The 20,913-nt window shown below is 37.3% G+C and carries 13 protein-coding genes; 5 read left to right on the top strand and 8 right to left on the bottom strand.

Features of this window, described 5'->3' with window-relative positions:
- Nucleotides 1-80: 80 nt before the first annotated feature.
- The 3 genes from KK487_RS16620 to KK487_RS16610 form a co-directional block, all read right to left on the bottom strand.
- Complete coding sequence (locus KK487_RS16620; RefSeq protein ID WP_036955573.1) at nucleotides 81-3,227, bottom strand: DEAD/DEAH box helicase; 3,147 nt, start codon at nucleotides 3,225-3,227, stop codon at nucleotides 81-83.
- A 426-nt stretch (nucleotides 3,228-3,653) separates the two neighbouring features.
- Nucleotides 3,654-4,616: a transcriptional regulator gene (locus KK487_RS16615; protein WP_013462769.1), complete on the bottom strand. Its 963-nt coding sequence runs from the start codon at nucleotides 4,614-4,616 to the stop codon at nucleotides 3,654-3,656.
- A gap of 15 nt (nucleotides 4,617-4,631) precedes the next feature.
- Nucleotides 4,632-5,870 carry an AAA family ATPase gene (locus KK487_RS16610; protein ID WP_008464468.1) on the bottom strand — a complete coding sequence of 413 codons (1,239 nt, stop codon included), beginning with the start codon at nucleotides 5,868-5,870 and terminating at the stop codon, nucleotides 4,632-4,634.
- A gap of 773 nt (nucleotides 5,871-6,643) precedes the next feature.
- Here KK487_RS16610 and KK487_RS16605 point away from each other — a divergent pair.
- Nucleotides 6,644-7,858, top strand: a complete 1,215-nt coding sequence (locus KK487_RS16605; RefSeq protein ID WP_013463357.1) for a hypothetical protein — start codon at nucleotides 6,644-6,646, stop codon at nucleotides 7,856-7,858.
- 62 nt (nucleotides 7,859-7,920) lie between these two features.
- Here KK487_RS16605 and KK487_RS16600 read toward each other — a convergent pair whose 3' ends face one another.
- Complete coding sequence (locus KK487_RS16600) at nucleotides 7,921-8,796, bottom strand: DNA replication terminus site-binding protein (RefSeq protein ID WP_008464472.1); 876 nt, start codon at nucleotides 8,794-8,796, stop codon at nucleotides 7,921-7,923.
- 595 nt (nucleotides 8,797-9,391) lie between these two features.
- Between KK487_RS16600 and KK487_RS16595 the strand changes: the two genes are divergently transcribed.
- Nucleotides 9,392-10,741: a class II 3-deoxy-7-phosphoheptulonate synthase gene (locus tag KK487_RS16595; RefSeq protein WP_171046547.1), complete on the top strand. Its 1,350-nt coding sequence runs from the start codon at nucleotides 9,392-9,394 to the stop codon at nucleotides 10,739-10,741.
- Between the two features lie 90 nt (nucleotides 10,742-10,831).
- Here the strand turns inward: KK487_RS16595 and ppsR are convergent, their stop codons facing one another.
- Nucleotides 10,832-11,641 (bottom strand): posphoenolpyruvate synthetase regulatory kinase/phosphorylase PpsR, encoded by an 810-nt coding sequence (ppsR, locus tag KK487_RS16590; RefSeq protein ID WP_008464475.1) that lies wholly within the window; start codon nucleotides 11,639-11,641, stop codon nucleotides 10,832-10,834.
- A 154-nt stretch (nucleotides 11,642-11,795) separates the two neighbouring features.
- Here ppsR and ppsA point away from each other — a divergent pair, with 154 nt between their 5' ends.
- Nucleotides 11,796-14,171 (top strand): phosphoenolpyruvate synthase, encoded by a 2,376-nt coding sequence (ppsA, locus tag KK487_RS16585; protein WP_016898933.1) that lies wholly within the window; start codon nucleotides 11,796-11,798, stop codon nucleotides 14,169-14,171.
- 47 nt (nucleotides 14,172-14,218) lie between these two features.
- Here ppsA and KK487_RS16580 read toward each other — a convergent pair whose 3' ends face one another.
- Nucleotides 14,219-14,437, bottom strand: coding sequence for a PGPGW domain-containing protein (locus tag KK487_RS16580; RefSeq protein WP_024602473.1), 219 nt, complete (start codon nucleotides 14,435-14,437; stop codon nucleotides 14,219-14,221).
- Between the two features lie 144 nt (nucleotides 14,438-14,581).
- Here KK487_RS16580 and ydiJ point away from each other — a divergent pair, with 144 nt between their 5' ends.
- Nucleotides 14,582-17,629, top strand: coding sequence for a D-2-hydroxyglutarate dehydrogenase YdiJ (gene ydiJ, locus KK487_RS16575; protein WP_128583463.1), 3,048 nt, complete (start codon nucleotides 14,582-14,584; stop codon nucleotides 17,627-17,629).
- Between the two features lie 73 nt (nucleotides 17,630-17,702).
- Here the strand turns inward: ydiJ and KK487_RS16570 are convergent, their stop codons facing one another.
- The gene (locus tag KK487_RS16570) at nucleotides 17,703-18,902 is read right to left on the bottom strand and encodes a cation:proton antiporter (RefSeq protein WP_024602475.1); all 1,200 of its coding nucleotides are present in this window, start codon (nucleotides 18,900-18,902) and stop codon (nucleotides 17,703-17,705) included.
- Complete coding sequence (locus KK487_RS16565; RefSeq protein WP_024602476.1) at nucleotides 18,902-20,113, bottom strand: tyrosine-type recombinase/integrase; 1,212 nt, start codon at nucleotides 20,111-20,113, stop codon at nucleotides 18,902-18,904. The genes KK487_RS16570 and KK487_RS16565 overlap by 1 nt, the downstream gene beginning before the upstream one ends.
- 140 nt (nucleotides 20,114-20,253) lie before the next feature.
- On the opposite strand from KK487_RS16565, the gene KK487_RS16560 reads away from it, so the two are divergent.
- Complete coding sequence (locus KK487_RS16560) at nucleotides 20,254-20,817, top strand: lipid-binding SYLF domain-containing protein (protein ID WP_024602477.1); 564 nt, start codon at nucleotides 20,254-20,256, stop codon at nucleotides 20,815-20,817.
- Nucleotides 20,818-20,913 lie beyond the last annotated feature (96 nt).

The raw sequence follows: 20,913 nt of genomic DNA, 5'->3' as shown, positions 1-20,913 counted from the left end.
CTGCAATTTAACCAAGCATATTAATAGACGCCTACAATTTAAATAAGTTCAAAAACTCGTCATGATTTTTTAAAATTATTTTAGCTTTTAATTAAAGACAGCATTTGTTGTTCGTCAAACTGGGTAAAACTCATTGATTTTTCGGTAAATAATGCATCTACAAGCGCTTGCTTATCTTGCTGCATTTGAAATACTTTTTGTTCAATAGAGTTAGCCATAATTAGTTTATAAACAAACACTGGGTTTGTTTGCCCAATTCGATAAGCACGATCGGTGGCTTGTTTTTCAACGGCTGGGTTCCACCATGGATCAAAATGAATAACGGTGTCGGCTTGGGTTAAATTAAGCCCTGTACCACCGGCTTTTAAGCTAATTAAAAACACGGAAGTGTTACCACTGGTGAATTCGTCTATTACTTTATCGCGATGACGCGTTTGCCCAGTTAGCATACTAAAATTAATATTTAGCTCATTTAAACGCTCGGCAATTAAATCAAGGGCAGAGGTAAACTGGCTAAATATAATCACTTTACGGCCAAGGCTAAGCATTAAAGGTAAGTGACTCGATAACCATTCTAATTTAGCACTGGCTGCCTCAGTTTCAGGTTCAATGAGTTTAGGATGACAACAAATTTGGCGTAACTTTAATAAAGCTTCTAAAAAAGCGAGTTTACTTTTTTGTACGCCTTGCTCGGCAAATAAATCAATGAGTTTCTCTTCAAGCGCACGGGTTATACCTTGGTACATATCTTTTTGTTTAGGTTCAAACTCAAACTCTTTTATAAGTTCGGTTTTTTGCGGCAGCTCTTGAGCCACTTGGGCTTTAGTACGGCGCAAAATAAACGGCATAATTAACGCTTTTAGTTGCTCTGCACGTTCAATATTGCTTTCGCGTTCAATAGGGCCTTGAAAATGCTGCTTAAAGTGCGCCTGTGAACCTAATAGCGAAGGCATAGCAAAGTCGAGCAATGACTTTAATTCAAATAAATTGTTTTCAATTGGGGTGCCACTTAAACAAAGCTTAAAGTCGGCATTTAAACGTTTTACCAACCGCGAAACTTGTGCGGTATCGTTTTTAATATACTGGGCTTCATCAAGAATAATGTTTTCAAAATACAGCGGTGAGTAATAAGCAATGTCACGTTTTAATAGCGGATACGTGGTTAAAATACACTGAGCTTGTGCCAAATGCTGCAACGAATCATTTCGGTGTGCACCAAAAATAGTGGTCACTTTTAAGCTTTTTGCGAACTTGGTAATTTCGTTTTGCCAATTACTCACTAAACTTGTAGGGCACACAATAAGCGTAGGCCCTGCTTGCGGTGTATTGTATGAGCTTGCTAAGTAGGCAATCACTTGTAACGTTTTACCCAAGCCCATATCATCCGCTAAAATCCCACCTAACTGATTACGCTTTAAAAAGTTAAGCCAAGCCACGCCTTCTTGCTGATACTCTCTTAATACTACAGAATCGTGTAAGCCATGAATGGCAGTGTTAGGTGATAGCAGTGCATCGTTATTTAGTTCATCAAGGTAACGCTCTAGTGACGGGTCATGTAGCTCTACATTAATAGCTGTGTGCTGAACTAATTCAGGTAAGTATGAAAGCGGAATGTTAAATTCGTCACGGGTTTTAATAAATTCAAATCGCAGTTTAAACTCAATTAATAAATTAAACGCTGCTTTATCAATAACCCCAAATTGACGGCCAACAGGGTAGTAATAAAATAATTCACTTTGACGGTTTAACGATTCATACAGTTTATTATTTACATTTAATAGGGTGGCTACTTTGGTATCGTTTAGCATTACTTTACTATGCATTTGATGACCTGCAGCTCTGTTTACATGCAATGAGATTTGGCTTTTAGTATCAGCAACATTAACTTTGCTCATTGATACTTGCCAACCGCGTTGTTTAAAGCTGGGCAGTACCTCGTGAACTAGCCAATGTAAGTGAATAGCCGATTCCTGACTAAAAATAAACTCGCTGTGTAAACCCCCTTTACAAAAATCGAAGCCTAAGTTGACTAACTCATTGGTAACGGTGTTTTCGAAGGCGCTATTAATTAACTTTGCAGGCGCGGTGCCCGCTAAATAGTTTTTATTTTTATACTTAAACGATAACGAAATAGCCATTACTGAGCCCGACATGCTGACTTTAAGTATGGCATTACTCAACGACTTAACAGGCGTGCTTGGTGTATTAGTAGGGTGGGGAATAACACCTACACCAAAGTTATCAGCAAGCTGCTTATAAATTCGGTCAAAGTTTGTATCGTGCAGCGCCGGTATAGTTTGTAAGTGCGCAATTTCATCAGCACTGAGGGGCGTACGAATACGGCCTAATTTATATTTATCTAAATCTAAGTAGATAGGCGGCGTTGTTTTAATTAACGCCCAATTAGGAATTTGATCCAAGTGAATTTTTAACTGGGTTACCTCTTTTTGTTTTTCCCAAACAAAGTTAAGAGGTAAACCAGGTTGCGCTTTAATAGGTACTCGAGAGCGTTGTAAAAATAATCGGTCTGTGGCAAGTAATTGCTGCAGGGCATTAAATCCCCATTGCCCTTTAAGCTCAATATTACCGACCGCATTTTGCGAGCGGATCCAGCTATATAATCTAAAATCACTTTCGAGCAAATCGCTAGGGGTTACAAAACTATTAAGCTGTTGCTCAGTTAAATTTCGCCCAAGTGCATAATTATTATTTTTATCGTAGTTGGCAATTTTAGGGGTTAAAAATACTTTGTTGTTTTCTATGTCTAATACAAACAGTAATACTTGCGAGGGTTGAGCTTGGTCGGTGTTTTTAAGTGCGCTTAGTTCACTAAACCAATCATTAATAAAATAATCTTCACCGTACTCACCAGAATGCTCAATTTTAAGCTTTAACAAAATAGCGGCCAAATGGCGGCATTTAGTTTTAACATTACAGGTACAGTGGGTATCGACCGAATAACCAGTTGGTAATTTACTGATCTCAATACGTTGGTTGAACGCGATTCCTTTATCACCTTGCACCGTAGAGTCAACCACAGAAAAATCTGCATTATGTTCTAACCAACTGATTTGGCCGTTTTTATAGTACGATTTTCCTTTGGCCAACACCGCGGGTTTAAATAATTTTTTTATGAATCGCTCAGAAAGAGGAAACTGGGTAGCCTGCTCATTTTTAATTTCTTCAAAAATAGCCATTAAATCATTTTTTGATAAGTTAGCAGACATGTCACTCAAAGTATTAAAATTTAAAAACAATTTTTCCAGTATATGCCTTATCAGCGCTGAGCTAAAGCAATATTATTTTTAAAATAAACTGGTTGGATCTGATTGGTTAGTAAAAAATTGGTTTATAGCGAATTGGCGATCATTGTTTAATTTTGCTCACTAAAAAAGCACGTTTAAATTACAAAATAAAAACAATTAATTAACTTTAAAAGGAGATTTAGTTAGGCTCAGATCAGGTTTTTACTAACAAGGTGAAAAATGGCATTAAAAGGAGGTGTTTAGTTAGTAAAAATATGATCCTTGATGGTTTAAGCCATGTTTTTAGCCTTTTTATGCCACTAAAGATCAGATTTTTACCAACTAAAAAAGAGGTTTAGATCATGTTTTAACTAACCCAACCCCTTTTACAGATCACGATATTACTAACTAATTAAAGGCACTTAATAACTTAGTAAGTTGCTCTAAGCGCTTGTCTGTCATCACTTTATTATTTATTTTAATTGAAACGTCACCACTTTTAAGGTTGCGTTGCACACTAATAAAGTCATTTTCTAAAACCGCTTCACGTTTTGATGCTGTTTTAGGCTCTGCAGTTAGGTATTTAGTAATTAGCATAGCGCGCTTGTCGTCGGCTTCTAAGGCGTTAATTTCATCATTGCTGGCAAGTGCAACAACTAACTCGTTAAATGCTTCCTCATCGCGCTCCTTTGCGTTAATCAGCTTTTTAGCAACTTCTCTACCAACATGATTAGCTGTTGGGTAAAGGGCTATAACATCTGCAGATATTTGCTCATACGCTTTTATCGCATCAGCAATCGCTGTATGCGATACCCCTTCAATAACAGCAATTTCACGGTACGAGCCTTTTTTGCCTTGTTGAATAAGATCGTTTCTAGTTTGCTGATACGCTTGACCCAACTCCCAAAGACTAGGGGCAATGTATTGATCTGATGAAACCGCAAGTACTTTGGCATCTTGCTCGCTAAAGTCACTAGAACTCAATACGAGGTAGTCTGCGCCACCTAAAATACAGGCTTTACGACGTCTAGAGCCAGCTAATACAAGGCTCATATCACCTTGCTCCCACAATAGAGCAGGGTGCTGATTACGGCCATCTTCTTTAATAGCAGGAAGAATATCTGCGACTGACTTTTCGTTTAAAAGCGCTTGTACGCGACGATTTTTACCATAAACCTGAGTTGAGTTTTCAATCTCGTTATGTGCTATCACTTTACAAACAAGCGTAATTTCCCGATTAGGATCACTAGGAGCAGGCATACGAATAACATCGCCTGCATTGGCTTGCTCTAAAAGGGCATCTAAGCTGCTACTGCCAACAGCGGTTGCAAAGGGATCTAAGCGGGTGTCATTTTTACGTTTTTTAGCCATTTTTAGTCAACATCCTTACTTAGGCGTATTTAATTTAGATTGAGTGGATTGCCAATTAGAACGAATTAGCATTTCGAGTTCATCAACTACATCTTTGATATTTTCTTGTGCGCGCATTAATGACTCTCTACTTGCTAAGCTGTCAGATGCTTTTTGGTCAAAAATAGTATTAAACGACGATGAACTGGCGGTAATTGCTGAACTATGATTAATAGGATAGCTCATTACTTGGCGGCCAAAAGCACTACGCACATCTTTAACTATGTCACGCTGTGAGTGATTGCCTTTCACGTAATTGGTAACTAAAAATTGCATGAAATCCCAGCCATCATGGCCAAGAGCGGCAACGGTATGATAAATCTCACCTAAACGTTTTAAATATTTATTATTTGCATCAAAGTCTACCGCTTCAGGGTGAACCGGAATTAGCATCGCCGTTGAAGCCATTAATGCATTGTAAAACATAAAGTTAAGCGTTGGCGCTGTATCAATTAAAAGAATGTCAAACTCATCTTTTACCGGATTTATTACTCGTTCTAGTAGTTTGTGATAATGACGTGTTTGCTCATAATTGGAGGTGTCTTTGAGTAATGTTGCTGTTTCGTGCTCAAAATAAAAGTCATCCATACCTGATGGTAAAACACGAATATTAGGAATATGTGTTGGTAAAAAAGAGTTAGACACAAATTCAGGCCATGTTTCACCTTCATCAAGGTCAATGCAATCACGCATCAAATCACCAACGGTAATTGGATCGGGCTCTGAAGATGGGAAAAAGCTTGATGATGACCCTTGAGGATCTAAATCAATTATACCGATACGGTAACGTTTAATGTTAGTGGTAGCGAGTGCAGCAGCAATGTTAACCATGCTTGTTGTTTTACCACAACCACCTTTTAATGAATTAATAACAATAACTTGGAGTTTGTCTGTTGATGCGCGGTGATCAGGCTGTATGTCCATAATATCAGCCATAGCAAAAATATTAACTAAGGTGTAGGCATAGTGGCCGTTTGCACCGCGTTTTATATTTAAATCGTCAAAGTCACCATTGTCATGGCGTCTTTTTAAGGTACGATTATTACAGCCAAGTAAATCAGCTGCTGCTTTTTGGGTGTAAGTTCTTAATTCTTTTTCTTCAGATTTAAGATGGGCGCGATAATGTTGGATACGTCCTTCTAGTGATTTTTCAGCAACTTCTGCGGTTGCTTTCAAAAGTCGATAAGTATCTAGCGCGTTTTTATTGATAGACATACTTTATTCCTCAAAGTTAGGTGTTTAGTATAATGTCCATTCAATTAGCTGTAAACAACTATTTAAGGCGACATGTGTTTTAAATACATGACATATAAAATAATTTTTACCCTTTTAAGATTGCTTAGTATAAATAAAGAAGTTTAAGTATGGTTAAATATATAAGGTATTAAAGGCTAAGGGTGTAAAATACATATATAACGTAATGATTTATATAAATAATATTAAAAATAGTGGATCAGCATTGTACGTGGTTAAGATCAGATCCTTATCTACTTGCAGATCAGCTTTTTACTAAGCGAATATTTACAATCTAAGTTACGCACAGGTTAAGCACTGAGTTACTCACAAATACCTACCTGTAGATCATATTTTTACTAAGTAAATTATAAAGTTATGCACTAAGCAATAGTGATAATGCATGGTTTAATTAGTATAGATCTGATCTGTAGTAAGTACAGATCAGATCTATGCTAACTCGAACTAAGCTTATCCACAGGGGGTTAAGATTTTTATATAATTTGTCGTGTAAAATATAAAAAAAAACACTTTGTAATGGACAAAATTATTATTTAGTTAGTAAAAATTTGGCTTATCAACACTCAGTTAGTAAAAATGTGATCTGAAAACGCTTGTCTTAAGTTTTCCTTAGTAAAATACTGATCTGAGCATTTTATTTGAAGTCAGATCACTTTTATACTAACTTAAACATTTAACTTTTGTGGCTTTATGTGTTGTTATTAGCTGTCACAATAAAAACGGAAATAAAAACCATGAGCCGAAAGGTCAACATCTCGGTAGATAACTTGCCCGATACACTTAGGGGCCAAATTCACGGGGTGGAAAGTGCGATCGATAACGAAAGCCTAGCACTATTTACAGATAATAAAGATGTGCGAATTTCGATAGAAAATGCAGCCCATGGGTTACGCGCTTACTCTAACACATTTAACCATTATGATCTGTGGGGACGTTTTGTTCGCTCAGGCCACAAAAAACTGCCACTTGAAGAAGCCCCTAAAAAAACCATCATTACGCGTAAGATATCTGAAAAAGTAGATGGTATTTTATATGATGGCGAAATAAAAATAACACCGGCTGTGGTCAGTACTCGTAAAGATGGCGAAGATGTAGAATATTTAGTGTGGCCATCAGATAGAGAAGAAAAAGTAGAGCGCGCATTAATTCGCCTAGCTTCAAAAGGTAAAATTGTAAAAATTAATTTTAAGTCCGGTATTCAATATGCCGTTGTGTTTTCTATGAACGAATTAGCACAAGAGCTTAAAGCGGTTGGCCAATCTATGCCATATCCGCAAATTAAAGAGTCGCTTGAAGCATTGCAAGGTTCTAAACTTTCTTTTAAATATTCTGCAACGGATACTAAAAATTCGGATATTGATGATTCGTTTTACGAGTCGAATATGAACTTTTTATCGTCTTTGCACTTTAGTGGTAAGAAAGGCCAAGGCGGAAACGTAAAATGTGTTGCGTGTTTAAATGCATTTGTACACAACATGATTGATAACCTTGAATACAAAGGTTATTACTTTAACAGTGCACAAGAATTAAAACGCGGATTATCGCGTTGGATGATGCTGCGTTTATATCATTTATGGCGTTATGCAGCACCAGGAAAAACCTACCATTTTAGATTACTTTCTATTATGGAAAAATATGGCTCTATTTACTCAACGGATGATATTACCGAAAATAAATTAAAAGCACTGCGTCGTGATATGACAACCACGATGAAAGATTTAATTGAAAAAGGAGCAATATCTGAATACAGCATTACCAATGTTAAAGATGATAAAACCGGCAACATAGTCGATTACACTTATGAAATGCATCCGTCTGATCAATTTTGTGATGAGATATTGGCATTAAATAAACACAATAAGCGTATTGAAATACAAGGCGGCAAACGCATTGTTGAAAATGCGGTATTGATTGATGAAGATAAGCTGGAAGAAATTGTAGAAAAGTAATTCTATTTATTTTTACCAACAAATATATTAAAGGCCACATAATGTGGCCTTTTTAACATAATTTATTTAGTTACTTGTTCTAAATATAATCGGTCTACTAGAAAATCATATTCGCGTTTTCGGGGATGCGATAAGGGTTTTTGGTAACTCGGTAGTTCGCCAAATTTTACGTCGGGCTGTGGGTTAATTAGTATAAAAGGTAAAGCAGCACTAACATGATAGCGATTTTGTGCAGTGTACCTCACATTAACTTGAGGACTAACTCGAGTAGGGCGCCTAATTCGCAATTTTTCTTTTTCACCCAAACTGGCTACTCGAACCTGTTCTTGTGCAACCAGTGACTGCCATTTTTGCTGATCAATCATTCGCGGGTTTTTATAGCCTGCCGATTTTTCTAACATTTCAAGCGCCATTTTTTTTGTAAGTGTTTTGGTTGCGTGTTTATGCATCCAAGTAAAGCGAACAGAAAAAGGGGATTCAATTTCACTATGAATTTTACGATACGCCGCAAGCGTTATTAAATTTGGCATTGCATTATGCACCGCTTCAAATCGCGCGTCGTTATTATCTATTGCTAGAATACAATTTTTAAAAGCTGCTTTTGCACTATTTACCTGTGCTATGCGATCAATAATGGCTTGTTTATTCGCCTCTTTTATTACTAGCAAACCAGGGTGTCGCTTTAATACTCGGCTGCTTAGCCCTGGCTTTTTATACATATCTGAGAAAGCATTTAAAATTGCCTTATGTGCCAATTCCCCTGTTATTTTTGAAACGCTTATAGACTCAGGGATTATATTTTCTTCAGTACTACTAATCTCAGGTAATTGAAAATACTCTGCTTTAGCAAAGCCAACCTCTTTAAGCTCATCAATTAAGCTAAGTGTTAATTCATTGAGTAAATCAAACTGACTTCTTATTTGTACCTTTGTAACCATTAGCTACCTACCTACCTAGAACCCATCTTACTGGGTCACTATTTTCGCAAACAACCTTTTCTTTTGATAGATATTTCTTAAATAAAATTCTATTGCCAAGATTTACAATAATTTAAACTAGGTATGATGTGTTCTTCATGGTTTTTTTAAGTACTTTTGCTTCACATATTTTAAAAGAAATAATAGAAGGGGTGAGTTTAGGCACTGAGCTTTGTATGAAGCGCTAGCATAAATATTTAAAAGCGCATAATTGAGTAGCATTCTTTTTTAAAATCACCCGTAAAGTTAAGATTACATAAGTGCAAATTAAGTATGATGTGTTCCTATTGCTATCTGTATCACCATCGCTTAGCTATTAAGCTTCTACTCAAGCTATTATAATGCACACTCTACCTACTTAGATTATTGTTTTTAAATGTTTATTTATTTTTGCTTTATAAACTTGCTCATCGAAAGTAACTCAAAATAGGCTCTTAAATCTTATTAAAATTTAACTAATAACTAAATAATTGGTAAATAGTGTATTTAGTCCTTGAACAAAGCACACTGCATACGTTAATTTCATTACATCAGGTAATAGGAATGAGGAATGAACATGCAATCGTGGAACCCAAATAGCTGGAGAGAACTGCCAATACTGCAGCAACCACAGTACCCAGATCAAGACGTATTAAAGTCGGTAGAAAGCCAGTTGAAAAGTGCACCGCCTTTAGTATTTGCCGAAGAAACAAGAAGTTTATTTAAACAACTTGAAGACGTATGCGAAGGCCGTGCCTTTTTACTTCAAGGTGGAGATTGTGCAGAATCGTTTAGCGACTTTAATGCCGCTAATATTCGCGATACATTTAAAACCATCTTACAAATGGCTGTAGTATTAACCTATGGTGGAAAGTGCCCGGTTGTTAAAATTGCACGTATGGCAGGTCAATACGCTAAGCCACGTTCAGCCGACTTAGAAACAATAGACGGCGTTTCGTTGCCATCTTACCGTGGTGATATAGTAAATAACTTTGAGTTTACTGAAGAAGCACGTATTCCAGACCCTCAACGTTTAATGACTGCATATCATCACAGTGCGGCAACGCTAAATTTGCTACGCGCTTTTGCACAAGGTGGACTTGCCGACTTACATCAAGTTAACCGTTGGAACATGGGCTTTGTTGCTGCTAATCCACAAAAAGCAAAATACCAACAACTTGCAGACAAAATTCAAGACGCGTTAGAATTTATGGAAGTGTGTGGTATTAATTCAACTATAGCGCCAAGCTTAAAAGAAACTGATTTATACACGTCACACGAAGCGTTATTACTAGGCTACGAAGAAGCATTAACACGTAGAGACCATTTATCAGGTGACTGGTACGATTGTTCAGCACACTTTGTTTGGATTGGTGAACGTACTCGCCAGCTAGACCATGCCCATATTGAATTTTTTAAAGGTATTAAAAACCCAATTGGCGTTAAAATTGGACCAGGTATGGATCCAGACGAGCTTATCCGTTTAATCGATGCGCTTAACCCGGATAATATCCCAGGCCGATTAACACTTATCACGCGCATGGGTGCGGATGTATTACCAGAGAAGTTACCTGCGCTGGTGCGTAAAGTACAGCAAGAAGGTCGCAAAGTAATTTGGAGCTCAGATCCAATGCATGGCAATACTGAAAAAGCCAGCTCAGGTTACAAAACGCGTAGCTTTGATAATATCATGCGCGAAATTAGCCAATTCTTTGCTGTTCATAAAGCAGAGGGTTCTTACGCAGGCGGTGTTCATTTAGAAATGACCGGCCAACATGTAACAGAGTGTACTGGCGGTGCATACGGTTTATCTGACGATGACCTTGCTCAGCGCTACAAAACACAATGTGACCCACGCTTAAATGCTGATCAAGTATTAGAGCTTGGATTTTTAGTAGCTGATTTACTAAAAGATGCGCGTAAATAATACCCGCTCATAAATACCAAAAGCCGCTTTTATTTAGCGGCTTTTTTGTGTATTAACTGTGATTACGCGCTTAAATCACACATTAGTTTGTTAATACTTACGACGCTCAAGGCCTGTATCAGAAATGATTTTTGCTGAAATTTCTTCAACTGAATGGTGAGTTGAATTTAAATGTGCAATTTTATGTTTTTTATACAGCATTTCAACTTCGCGCACTTCAATACGACACTGCCTGATTGATGCGTATTTTGAATTTGCCATGCGCCTGTCTCTTATTGCAGCCAAACGCTCTGGATCAATAGTTAAGCCAAACAGTTTATGCTTATAAGGCACTAAGCATTTTGGTAAACCTTCGCTTTCTAAGTCGTCTTCGGTGATCGGGTAATTGGCTGCTTTAATGCCATACTGCAAAGCTAAATAAAGACTGGTGGGTGTTTTACCACTTCGACTAACGCCAACTAAAATAATATCAGCCTCCGCAAAGTTTTTAATGTTGCCACCATCATCATTCATCAACGCGTAATTAACGGCATCAATTCTAAAATCATAACTTTTTTCATGAATAGAGTGTGTTCTGTGTACTTTTGGTACTGGCGCTACATTTAATTCTTTTTCAATTTTTTCACTATAGGTACTTAAAAAATCGTATGAAACTGCATCCGCTGAGCGAATAATCTCAGACAGCTTATGATTCACAAAAGTAAAAAACACCAAAGGCTTTTCACCTTGCTTAGATGACGTGGCGTTAATAAGCGCTTTTATTTCATGTGCTTTTTCTTCAGTTTCTACAAAAGGGATTGTTTTATGATTAAATTCGACAGGGAATAAAGATAAAGTCGCATGACCAAACACTTCAGATGTGATTGCTGTGCCATCTGAAATATAAAACGCAGTTCTCATAAAGCCTCTTTTTTATTACATTTAATTTTAAAATCAGTGTATCACGGTTTACGTGGGGACGTTTGCCAGTGTAGAATGGTGGCGACCTTTATAAAAGGTTTTCTTTCTTAACTCTCACAGTTACTACTACAATTTGTTTTTTGGAGAAAGATCCGTGCAAGAATACGTTCTCTGGTATCAAGAGCTTGGTATGCAAGATGTTCCTCGAGTTGGCGGTAAAAATGCCTCACTTGGTGAAATGATTTCAAACTTAGCTAACGCAGGTGTGCAAGTCCCAGGTGGTTTTGCTACTACCTCAGACGCTTTTAACGAGTTTCTAGAACAATCAGGACTCAACGCAAAAATTCATGACATTTTAGATACACTCGATGTTGATGATGTAAACACACTCGCCAAAGTCGGCGCCGATATCCGCCAGTGGATTATCGATACCCCATTCCAACCTAGTCTAGACAAAGCAATCCGCGACGCATACAGCCAGCTACATGGCGACACAACTGCAGATGTTTCATTCGCTGTTCGTTCATCAGCAACCGCTGAAGATATGCCAGATGCCTCTTTTGCAGGCCAACAAGAAACGTTTTTAAACGTTGTTGGTATTGATTCTGTAATGACAGCCATCAAACACGTTTTCGCTTCGTTATTTAACGACCGTGCAATTTCTTATCGTGTTCACCAAGGCTACGATCACCGTGGTGTTGCCTTATCAGCAGGTATTCAACGCATGGTTCGCTCAGATAAATCAGCATCAGGCGTTATGTTTAGTATTGATACTGAATCTGGTTTTGAAGATGTTGTATTTATTACATCAAGCTATGGTTTGGGTGAAATGGTTGTACAGGGTGCTGTAAACCCTGATGAATTTTATGTTCATAAACCAACGCTGCTTAAAAACAAGCCATCAGTAGTTCGTCGTAATATTGGCTCTAAAGCCATTCAAATGATTTACTCACAAGACAAAGCTCACGGCAAACAAGTAGAAATTGTTGACGTAGATCCAGCGCTTTCAAACAAATTCTCGATTACAGATGAAGAAGTGCAAAACCTTGCCAAACAAGCTGTAATCATTGAAAAACATTACGGTCGTCCAATGGACATCGAATGGGCAAAAGATGGTAACGATGGCAAACTATATATAGTTCAGGCGCGTCCAGAAACAGTTCGTTCAAACGAAGACACTAACGTAATGGAACGCTTCCAACTGAATGGCAGCAGCAATGTTGTTGTTGAAGGCCGTGCAATTGGTCATAAAATTGGTAGTGGTGTTGTGCGTGTACTTGATTCAATCAAAGAGATGGACCAAGTACAAGTAGGTGACATTTTAGTTACCGATATGACCGACCCAGATTGGGAACCTATCATGAAGCGTGCGGCTGCGATTGTTACAAATCGTGGTGGCCGTACTTGTCATGCTGCGATTATTGCACGTGAGTTAGGTATTCCAGCCGTTGTTGGTTGTGGTAATGCAACAGACTTAATTAAAGCAGGTCAAGAAGTTACTGTATCATGTGCCGAAGGCGATACAGGTTTCATCTACGAAGGTATTTTAGACTTTGAAGTGTTAACTTCACGCGTAGACGAAATGCCTGAACTGCCAATGAAAGTAATGATGAACGTAGGTAACCCAGATCGCGCATTCGATTTTGCTCGTTTACCACATTCAGGTGTTGGCCTTGCGCGCGTTGAATTTATCATCAACCGTATGATTGGTGTTCATCCTAAAGCGTTATTAAATTTTGATGCACAAACTGATGCATTAAAAGCAGAAATTACTGACATGATTGCCGGTTACGAATCACCTGTTGAATTCTATATTGGCAAACTTGTTGAAGGTATTTCTACCCTAGGTTGTGCGTTTGCTCCAGAGCGTGTAATTGTGCGTATGTCTGATTTTAAATCAAACGAATACGCAAACTTAGTGGGCGGCCAGCAATACGAGCCAGAAGAAGAAAACCCAATGATTGGTTTCCGTGGTGCTGCGCGTTATATTTCTGAAGATTTCCGTGATTGTTTTGCCCTTGAGTGTGAAGCAATAAAACGCGTTAGAAATACTATGGATATGACTAACATTGAAATCATGATCCCATTCGTACGTACCCTTGAAGAAGGTAAACGCGTTATTGAATTACTTGAAGAGCATGGCCTTAAACGTGGCGAAAATGGTCTTAAAGTAATTATGATGTGTGAACTTCCGTCAAATGCATTAATGGCTGAAGAATTTTTAGAATACTTCGATGGTTTCTCTATCGGCTCTAACGATTTAACTCAGTTAACGCTTGGTCTTGACCGTGATTCAGGTTTAATTGCGCACTTATTTGATGAGCGCGACCCTGCAATCAAAAAGCTTCTTTCTATGGCTATTAAAACAGCAAAAGAAAAAGGTAAGTACGTAGGTATTTGTGGTCAAGGTCCTTCAGATCATGAAGATTTTGCTGCATGGTTAGTAGAGCAAGGCATTGATTCTGTCTCGCTTAACCCAGATACAGTACTAGAAACATGGTTATATTTAGCTGATAAACTCGCTAAATAAATTACCTTGTTAAAAAAATGCCAGCATCTGCTGGCATTTTTTATGGCTTAAAATGTGTGTTTTGCTAATTTTTTATCTAAATAGGCACATAAACGAGTAAGCGCTTTTTGACACCAAGCTAAATAACCTCTCGCTTTTGGGTAATACATAGAAAAGCACAGTAAACCTGCAATAAAAAATATTAACGAAGGCCCAGGTACTACGGCAAATAGTAGTCCTAATAAAATAAACAGTGTCCCGCTGATCTGTATAAGTAGTTTTTTCATATAAACCTCATAGTAGGCGTTTAATTTGATTATAATTAGAGCTGCTCATATTACGATTAAAAGAGTGTTACAAACTGTAAAATCTTCAATTTCTATTAGCCATCACCATGATATAATTACACAAATGCATTAAAAAGCGCCGCCATGATAGCAACGATTACACAACAAGATGCCGCGACCGAATTGGTTGCAAATTACTTAAATACCATACAAAATCAAGGATTTACTGGAGATACAGACGCCAGTTATGCAACGAGGCTGACTGCATCAACCGATAACAGTATTTACCAGCAGCTTCCACAAGGTGTTATTTTTCCAAAAAACGAAAAAGACATTCAAATTGCCTTACAAACTGCATCTCATGACCCGTTTTTGTCGTTAACTTTTGGTCCTCGCGGTGGCGGCACAGGCACTAACGGACAGTCTTTAACCCCAGGTATTGTGGTTGATTTATCACGTTACATGCGTGAAATCCTCGAAATAAATGTAGAAGAAGGTTGGGTACGAGTTCAAACGGGCGTGATAAAAGATCAACTTAACGACTTTTTAAAACCGTATGGATTTTTCTTTTCACCCGATTTATCTACCAGTAACCGCGCCACCATTGGCGGCATGATCAGTACAGATGCATCTGGCCAAGGTTCATTAGTTTATGGCAAAACCAGCGACCATGTTTTAGGGCTAACCACGTATTTAGTCGACGGCACAGCAATGTCTACCAGCCCAATAGACATAGAAAAAGCAAAAATAATTGCCGATCAAGACACATTAATTGGGCAAATATACAAAACAGTTTTAGATATTTCAATTAGTGAACGCGACGCTATATTAGCCAAATTCCCACGATTAAATCGCTTCTTAACTGGGTATGACCTAGAGCATGTACTAAGTGAAGACTTACAAACTTTTGATATGAGTCGACTAATTACAGGCTCTGAAGGCTCATTAGGTATAGTTACTGAGGCGAAATTAAATCTAACACCCATTGCTGAATTTAAAACACTCATAAATATAAAATATGACAGTTTTGATTCTGCACTTCGCCATTCACCATTTTTGGTTGATGCCCGTGCTACCTCGGTTGAAACCGTTGACAGCAAAGTATTAAATCTCGCGCGCGAAGACATTATTTGGCATTCAGTATCGGACTTAATAACCGATGTACCAAATAAAGATATGCAAGGACTCAACATGGTTGAGTTTAATGCTGTATCACCACAAGATATAAAAGACAAAGTAGACACTTTATGTAAATTATTAGATGAGTGTGTTGAAAACCAAACTAATGGGGTTATTGGCTATCAGTTAACAAGCGATAAAAGCGATATACTAAAAATTTATGCAATGCGTAAAAAATCAGTGGGTTTATTAGGTAATGTAAAAGGAAGCCAAAAGCCCCTCGCGTTTGCAGAGGATACTGCCGTACCGCCTGAAAATTTAGCCGATTACATTGTCGAATTTAGAGCGCTACTTGATAGTCATAATTTACAATATGGTATGTTTGGCCATGTTGATGCCGGTGTATTACATGTTAGACCTGCACTGGATATGTGCGACCCAGAACAAGAAAAATTACTCCGTACAATTTCAGATGAGGTAGTAAAACTCACCGCTAAATACGGTGGATTAATGTGGGGCGAGCATGGCAAAGGATACCGAAGTGAATACGGCCCTGAATTTTTTGGTGAGCATTTATTTACTCAATTACGAAAAATAAAGTCAGCTTTTGATCCTAATAATAAAATAAACCCCGGTAAAATATGTACGCCAATTGAAAGTAAAGACTCACTAGTTAGTGTTGATGGGCAGAAACGTTCTTACTTCGATAAGCAAATTTCTATTGATGTTAAAACCAGTTTTAACAATGCAATGACCTGTAATGGTAACGGCTTGTGTTTTAATTATGATGAAAACTCGCCAATGTGCCCATCTTATAAAGTGACCGGCGATCGCCGTAATTCACCTAAAGGTCGCGCGGGTTTAATGCGTGAATGGTTACGACTTCAAGAGTCAAAAGATGTTAATTTGCTTGAAGTAGAGAAAGAGCTAAACAAAGGTGAAGTGATCACTTGGTGGGAGCGTTTTGTTCATAGCCGTGAAAAAAATAAAGGCGTTTACGATTTTTCTCACGAAGTAAAAGCATCAATGGACGAGTGTTTAGCATGTAAAGCGTGTACTACCGCTTGCCCAATAAAGGTAGATGTACCAACTTTTCGAGCTCGTTTTTTAAATTATTACCATAGTTATTATGCGCGCCCACTTAAAGATTATTTAGTGGGTAATATCGAAAATAGCGCACCGTTAATGTCAAAATTTGCTCGGATTATTAACCCAATTGTAAAAACATCATTGGTTAGTAGCATCATTAAAAAAACGGTCGGTTATGTTGATACCCCGCAGCTAAGTATTCCAGCACTCGGTAAACGTATAAACAAAGCGCAAAAATTTGATTTAAATTTACTTAAAAAATTAAGCGCCGATGAGCAAAATGAGTATGTACTTATTGTTCAAGACCCATTTACCAGCTTTTACGAAGCCGAATTGGTTGAGAGCTTTATTACACTGATCACACAGCTTGGAAAAAAACCCATGTTGTTACCATTTAAACCCAATGGTAAGCCTCAACATGTGAAAGGTTTTTTACATGAGTTTAAAGTGACAGCTAAAAATGCTGCAGAATTTCTAAATCAACTTAACGAGATCAATGCGCCATTAGTAGGTTTAGATGCGTCTTTAGTGATGTGTTATCGCGATGAATATAATACAATTTTAGAAAATAACCGTGGTGATTTTCATGTGCTACTTGCCCATGAATGGCTAGAAACACAATCGTTTAAACAGTTAACGGCTAAACAAAATTTAAATACTGAATTTACGTTATTGAGCCACTGCACTGAAACAACCGCTTTACCAAAAGCGGCAAGTGTTTGGAAAACTATTTTTGATGAACTTGGTTTGACATTAAATACTACAAATACGGGTTGTTGTGGAATGGCAGGTACGTATGGCCACGAAGCACAAAACCAAGATAACTCTCGATCGCTTTACGAAATGAGTTGGAAACCTATTGTTGATAAAAATAAACCTGAGCAACTTTTATCAACGGGATTCTCATGTCGCAGCCAAGTTAAACGTTATGAAAAGTTTAAACCCAAGCATCCGATAGAGTTACTGGCAAATGTACTTAGTTAATAATTTAATTAATTAAGCTGAAAATAAAAAGGCGTAACTTATTATTAAGTACGCCTTTTTATTTTGCTTATATTTATTTAGTTTTTTTAGCAAAACTATCTGCTATAGGTTTTGTACTAATACCGTGAATAAACACACTAAATAAAATTGTTGTCATGGCAATGGTCGCAATTTGAAATTTGTTTTCTATTTGTGTGTCTATTACCATTAAGGTAAAAACAATTGAGGCCAATCCTCTTGGCCCAAACCAAGCAAATGTAAAACGCTCTTTAATTGTTAGTGCTGTAAATTGCAATGACAGCATAACCGGTATTATTCTGATCAGTGTTGTACTGAGTAAAGCGTAAATTACTATTTCAGTATTTAATTTCGGGATCACTAAATAAGCACAAACAAAACCGAATAAACACCAAATCATTAAAGAGGAAAAGTCAGCTATATGCTCTGAGTCTTCAATCAGCTCTTTGTTTATTTTAGTACTCGCGTATTTATCAAATAAAAGCCCCGCTACAAATACGGCAATAAATCCACTGCCATGAAAATATTGTGTAAGTGAAAATACAGTCATAGCAAAACCCAATAGTAAAAAAGGACTCGTGTTTTGGGCAAAGTAATGGCGCTTCATTGCAAAATTTAAACACGGAATAAAAATAGCGGTACTTGTAAAGGCTATTAATAAGGCTAAACCAAGTTCTCTGCCAAACACACTTAACGTTTGCGTTGCTGTAATTGCAGATTCAGGATTTTTTGCCAGTAATATAAATATTAAAAAAATAGGAACACATAAACCATCATTCAAACCACTTTCGGTATTTATTCCTTCACGAATTTTTTCAGGTACCTGCGCACTTGCCAATAACCCTTTACTCAACGCCGCATCGGTAGGCGTTAATATTATTGCAAGTAACGCCGCTTGAATAACAGATAAATCGGCAAACAAAAATAACCCAACGGCAATCCCAAGTAATAACGTTAAGGGGAGGGCGATAAATAACAGTAAACTCGGATACTGAAAGCTATGTCTTAAAACACTTAATTTTGACTTAGCCGCATCAGAAAATAAAAATATACTGAGTGTCAATTCTATAAAGGGCAGTAAAAAATCTATGCCGGTTTTTATTCTGCTACTTTCGTTAGGTAAAAGTGTGGCAAGCAATATCCCACCAATTACAAAAAACATTGGCCCCGTTACTTCGGTTTTTTCTAGTTGGCGAAATGTTAAGGAATAAACTAAAAATAAAACGCCAATAAATGAGATCACTAAGTATTCCATTAAATTTTCCTTTTAATTCCAGATTTAGCCCGCTCTTTTATATTTGTTTGAATATAAATTTGATCGGTTGTAGCAATTTTTGCATGGCCTAAGTCTTCAGATAAATGTTTTAAAGGGCGAGTTTGTGCGTCATGCGTTGCCCCCGTATGGCGTAACCAATGCGCAGTGGCCGCTTCTAATTGTTCCGCGTCATCTTTAAATCCATCATCAAGTAAAGATTGTTGCGCAATATCGAAACTTTGTTGTACCAATCTGCGAATTTGTCTTACGGTCATTCCACCCTGACCACGAATTTTATGAACTAGCGGGTCTGACTCATCAACGCGGGGCAGAGCAGGCAAGCCTCGATACAAGCGATAACGTTTTAAATACTCAAGAAAATCATCACTTAATGTTACATCGCGTAATTTATTTCCTTTGCCCATTATTCGTAAAAACCAAAAACCATCATTATCTTGCCAAAAATGAGACATAACAGGTGACCATTGTGGTCGCTCTGATAATTCTGAAATACGAAGGTAGAGTCCTTTTAAACAGGCGAGGGTAAATAAGTTTCTTTCATACTCTGGTTTTTTTTCGCATATATCTCGGGTAACGCCAAATACATATTCCCATTGAATATCACTTAATGTATCGGGGATTTGTATTTGCGATTGCACAACCAAGTAGGGACTATTTTTTTTAACAACAGGTACAAAGTTAGCAAAGGTTTTTTCTTCTAAAATAGCGAATTTATAAAATACATTGAGGGCAGTAAACATGGCCGATAATGTTTGCTGACTCGCAATAGATTCTTTTAACATGAAAGGGCGCCAATTTTGATTTAACCGACGAATTCCTTGCTCATCTTTATAACGCCATTGAACAGATGTAGATGCCCATTTTTTATCCGGTTCAACCATAAAATCAACATAGGCTTCAATATCTTCACGCTTAAGTTCAAATACAGATTTTTCAGCTATAAGCCATGACCATAAATAAAAACGTTCCAACTCATTACGAAAACGACTATAGGTTGCCTCAGATTTTCGGCCATAAACATATAAAAACTGGTATAAAAAATTAAGATCAGCCTTTGATTCAGTTACAGTCAAGCTGACTTGCTGTATAAAAGAGGCTAGTTCTGGATATTCTGATGAGAGTGTATTATCTTCAAGATGAGCTATTTGATAACGTAATTGTTTTAATGTATCGACCAGAGCAACAAGCATAATAGTAAAATATATAAGAAAATAATAGACTTATAGGTTAACCTTAAAGTCCGATACTGTCTAGTATTGGACATAATGAATTTTTGATATTTATGCTAAACGCAGATTTATTAACCATATACCTTATTAAAGGAAAAATCATGAAAAAATTACTTCTGTTGAGCATGTTCGTTATTAGCGTTTTATTAACAGGTTGCGCTACTACAGGCAGTGCTTCCCCTGGAGAAAAACGTGCTTTAGTACAAAGTATGAAATCGAATACATTAACTGCTCTATACGAAAAAAAACCAGATGTTAAAACTCAAATTGCAAACTCTGCCGGTTATGCTGTATTTGATAATGCAAATGTAAACGTTATTTTAGCCAGTTTTGGTGGTGGGTACGGTGTAGTAAAAAATAACCTAACCGGAAAATCTACCTATATGAATATGGGTGAAGCTGGTTTAGGCTTAGGTTTAGGTGTTAAAGATTTCAATATTGTGATGGTTTTTCACGATCAAGCAGCGTTAAATAGATTTATTAAACATGGTTGGGCGTTCGGTGGTAATGCCGATGCTGCTGCAAAATACCAAGATAAAGGTGGTGCTTTAGTTGCCGAAGCTATTGCTGACCAAGTTACTGTTTACTCTTTAACCGAAAGTGGCCTTGCACTGCAAGCTGTTTTAAAAGGTACTAAATTTTGGGTCGATTCTGAGCTAAATTAAGACCTCAAAACCCTCTCATAAGTGGGCTAGTTTGTATGATTACGCCCACTTTAATTTAAATTACGCAATTTAACATAACGTAATTTATGGGTTACT

It is taken from the genome of Pseudoalteromonas sp. SiA1 (assembly GCF_018732205.1).
GTDB classification, from domain to species: domain Bacteria; phylum Pseudomonadota; class Gammaproteobacteria; order Enterobacterales; family Alteromonadaceae; genus Pseudoalteromonas; species Pseudoalteromonas tetraodonis.
The sequence above is the reverse complement of the archived record's forward strand: the minus strand, read 5'-3'. Positions and strand labels throughout refer to the sequence as shown.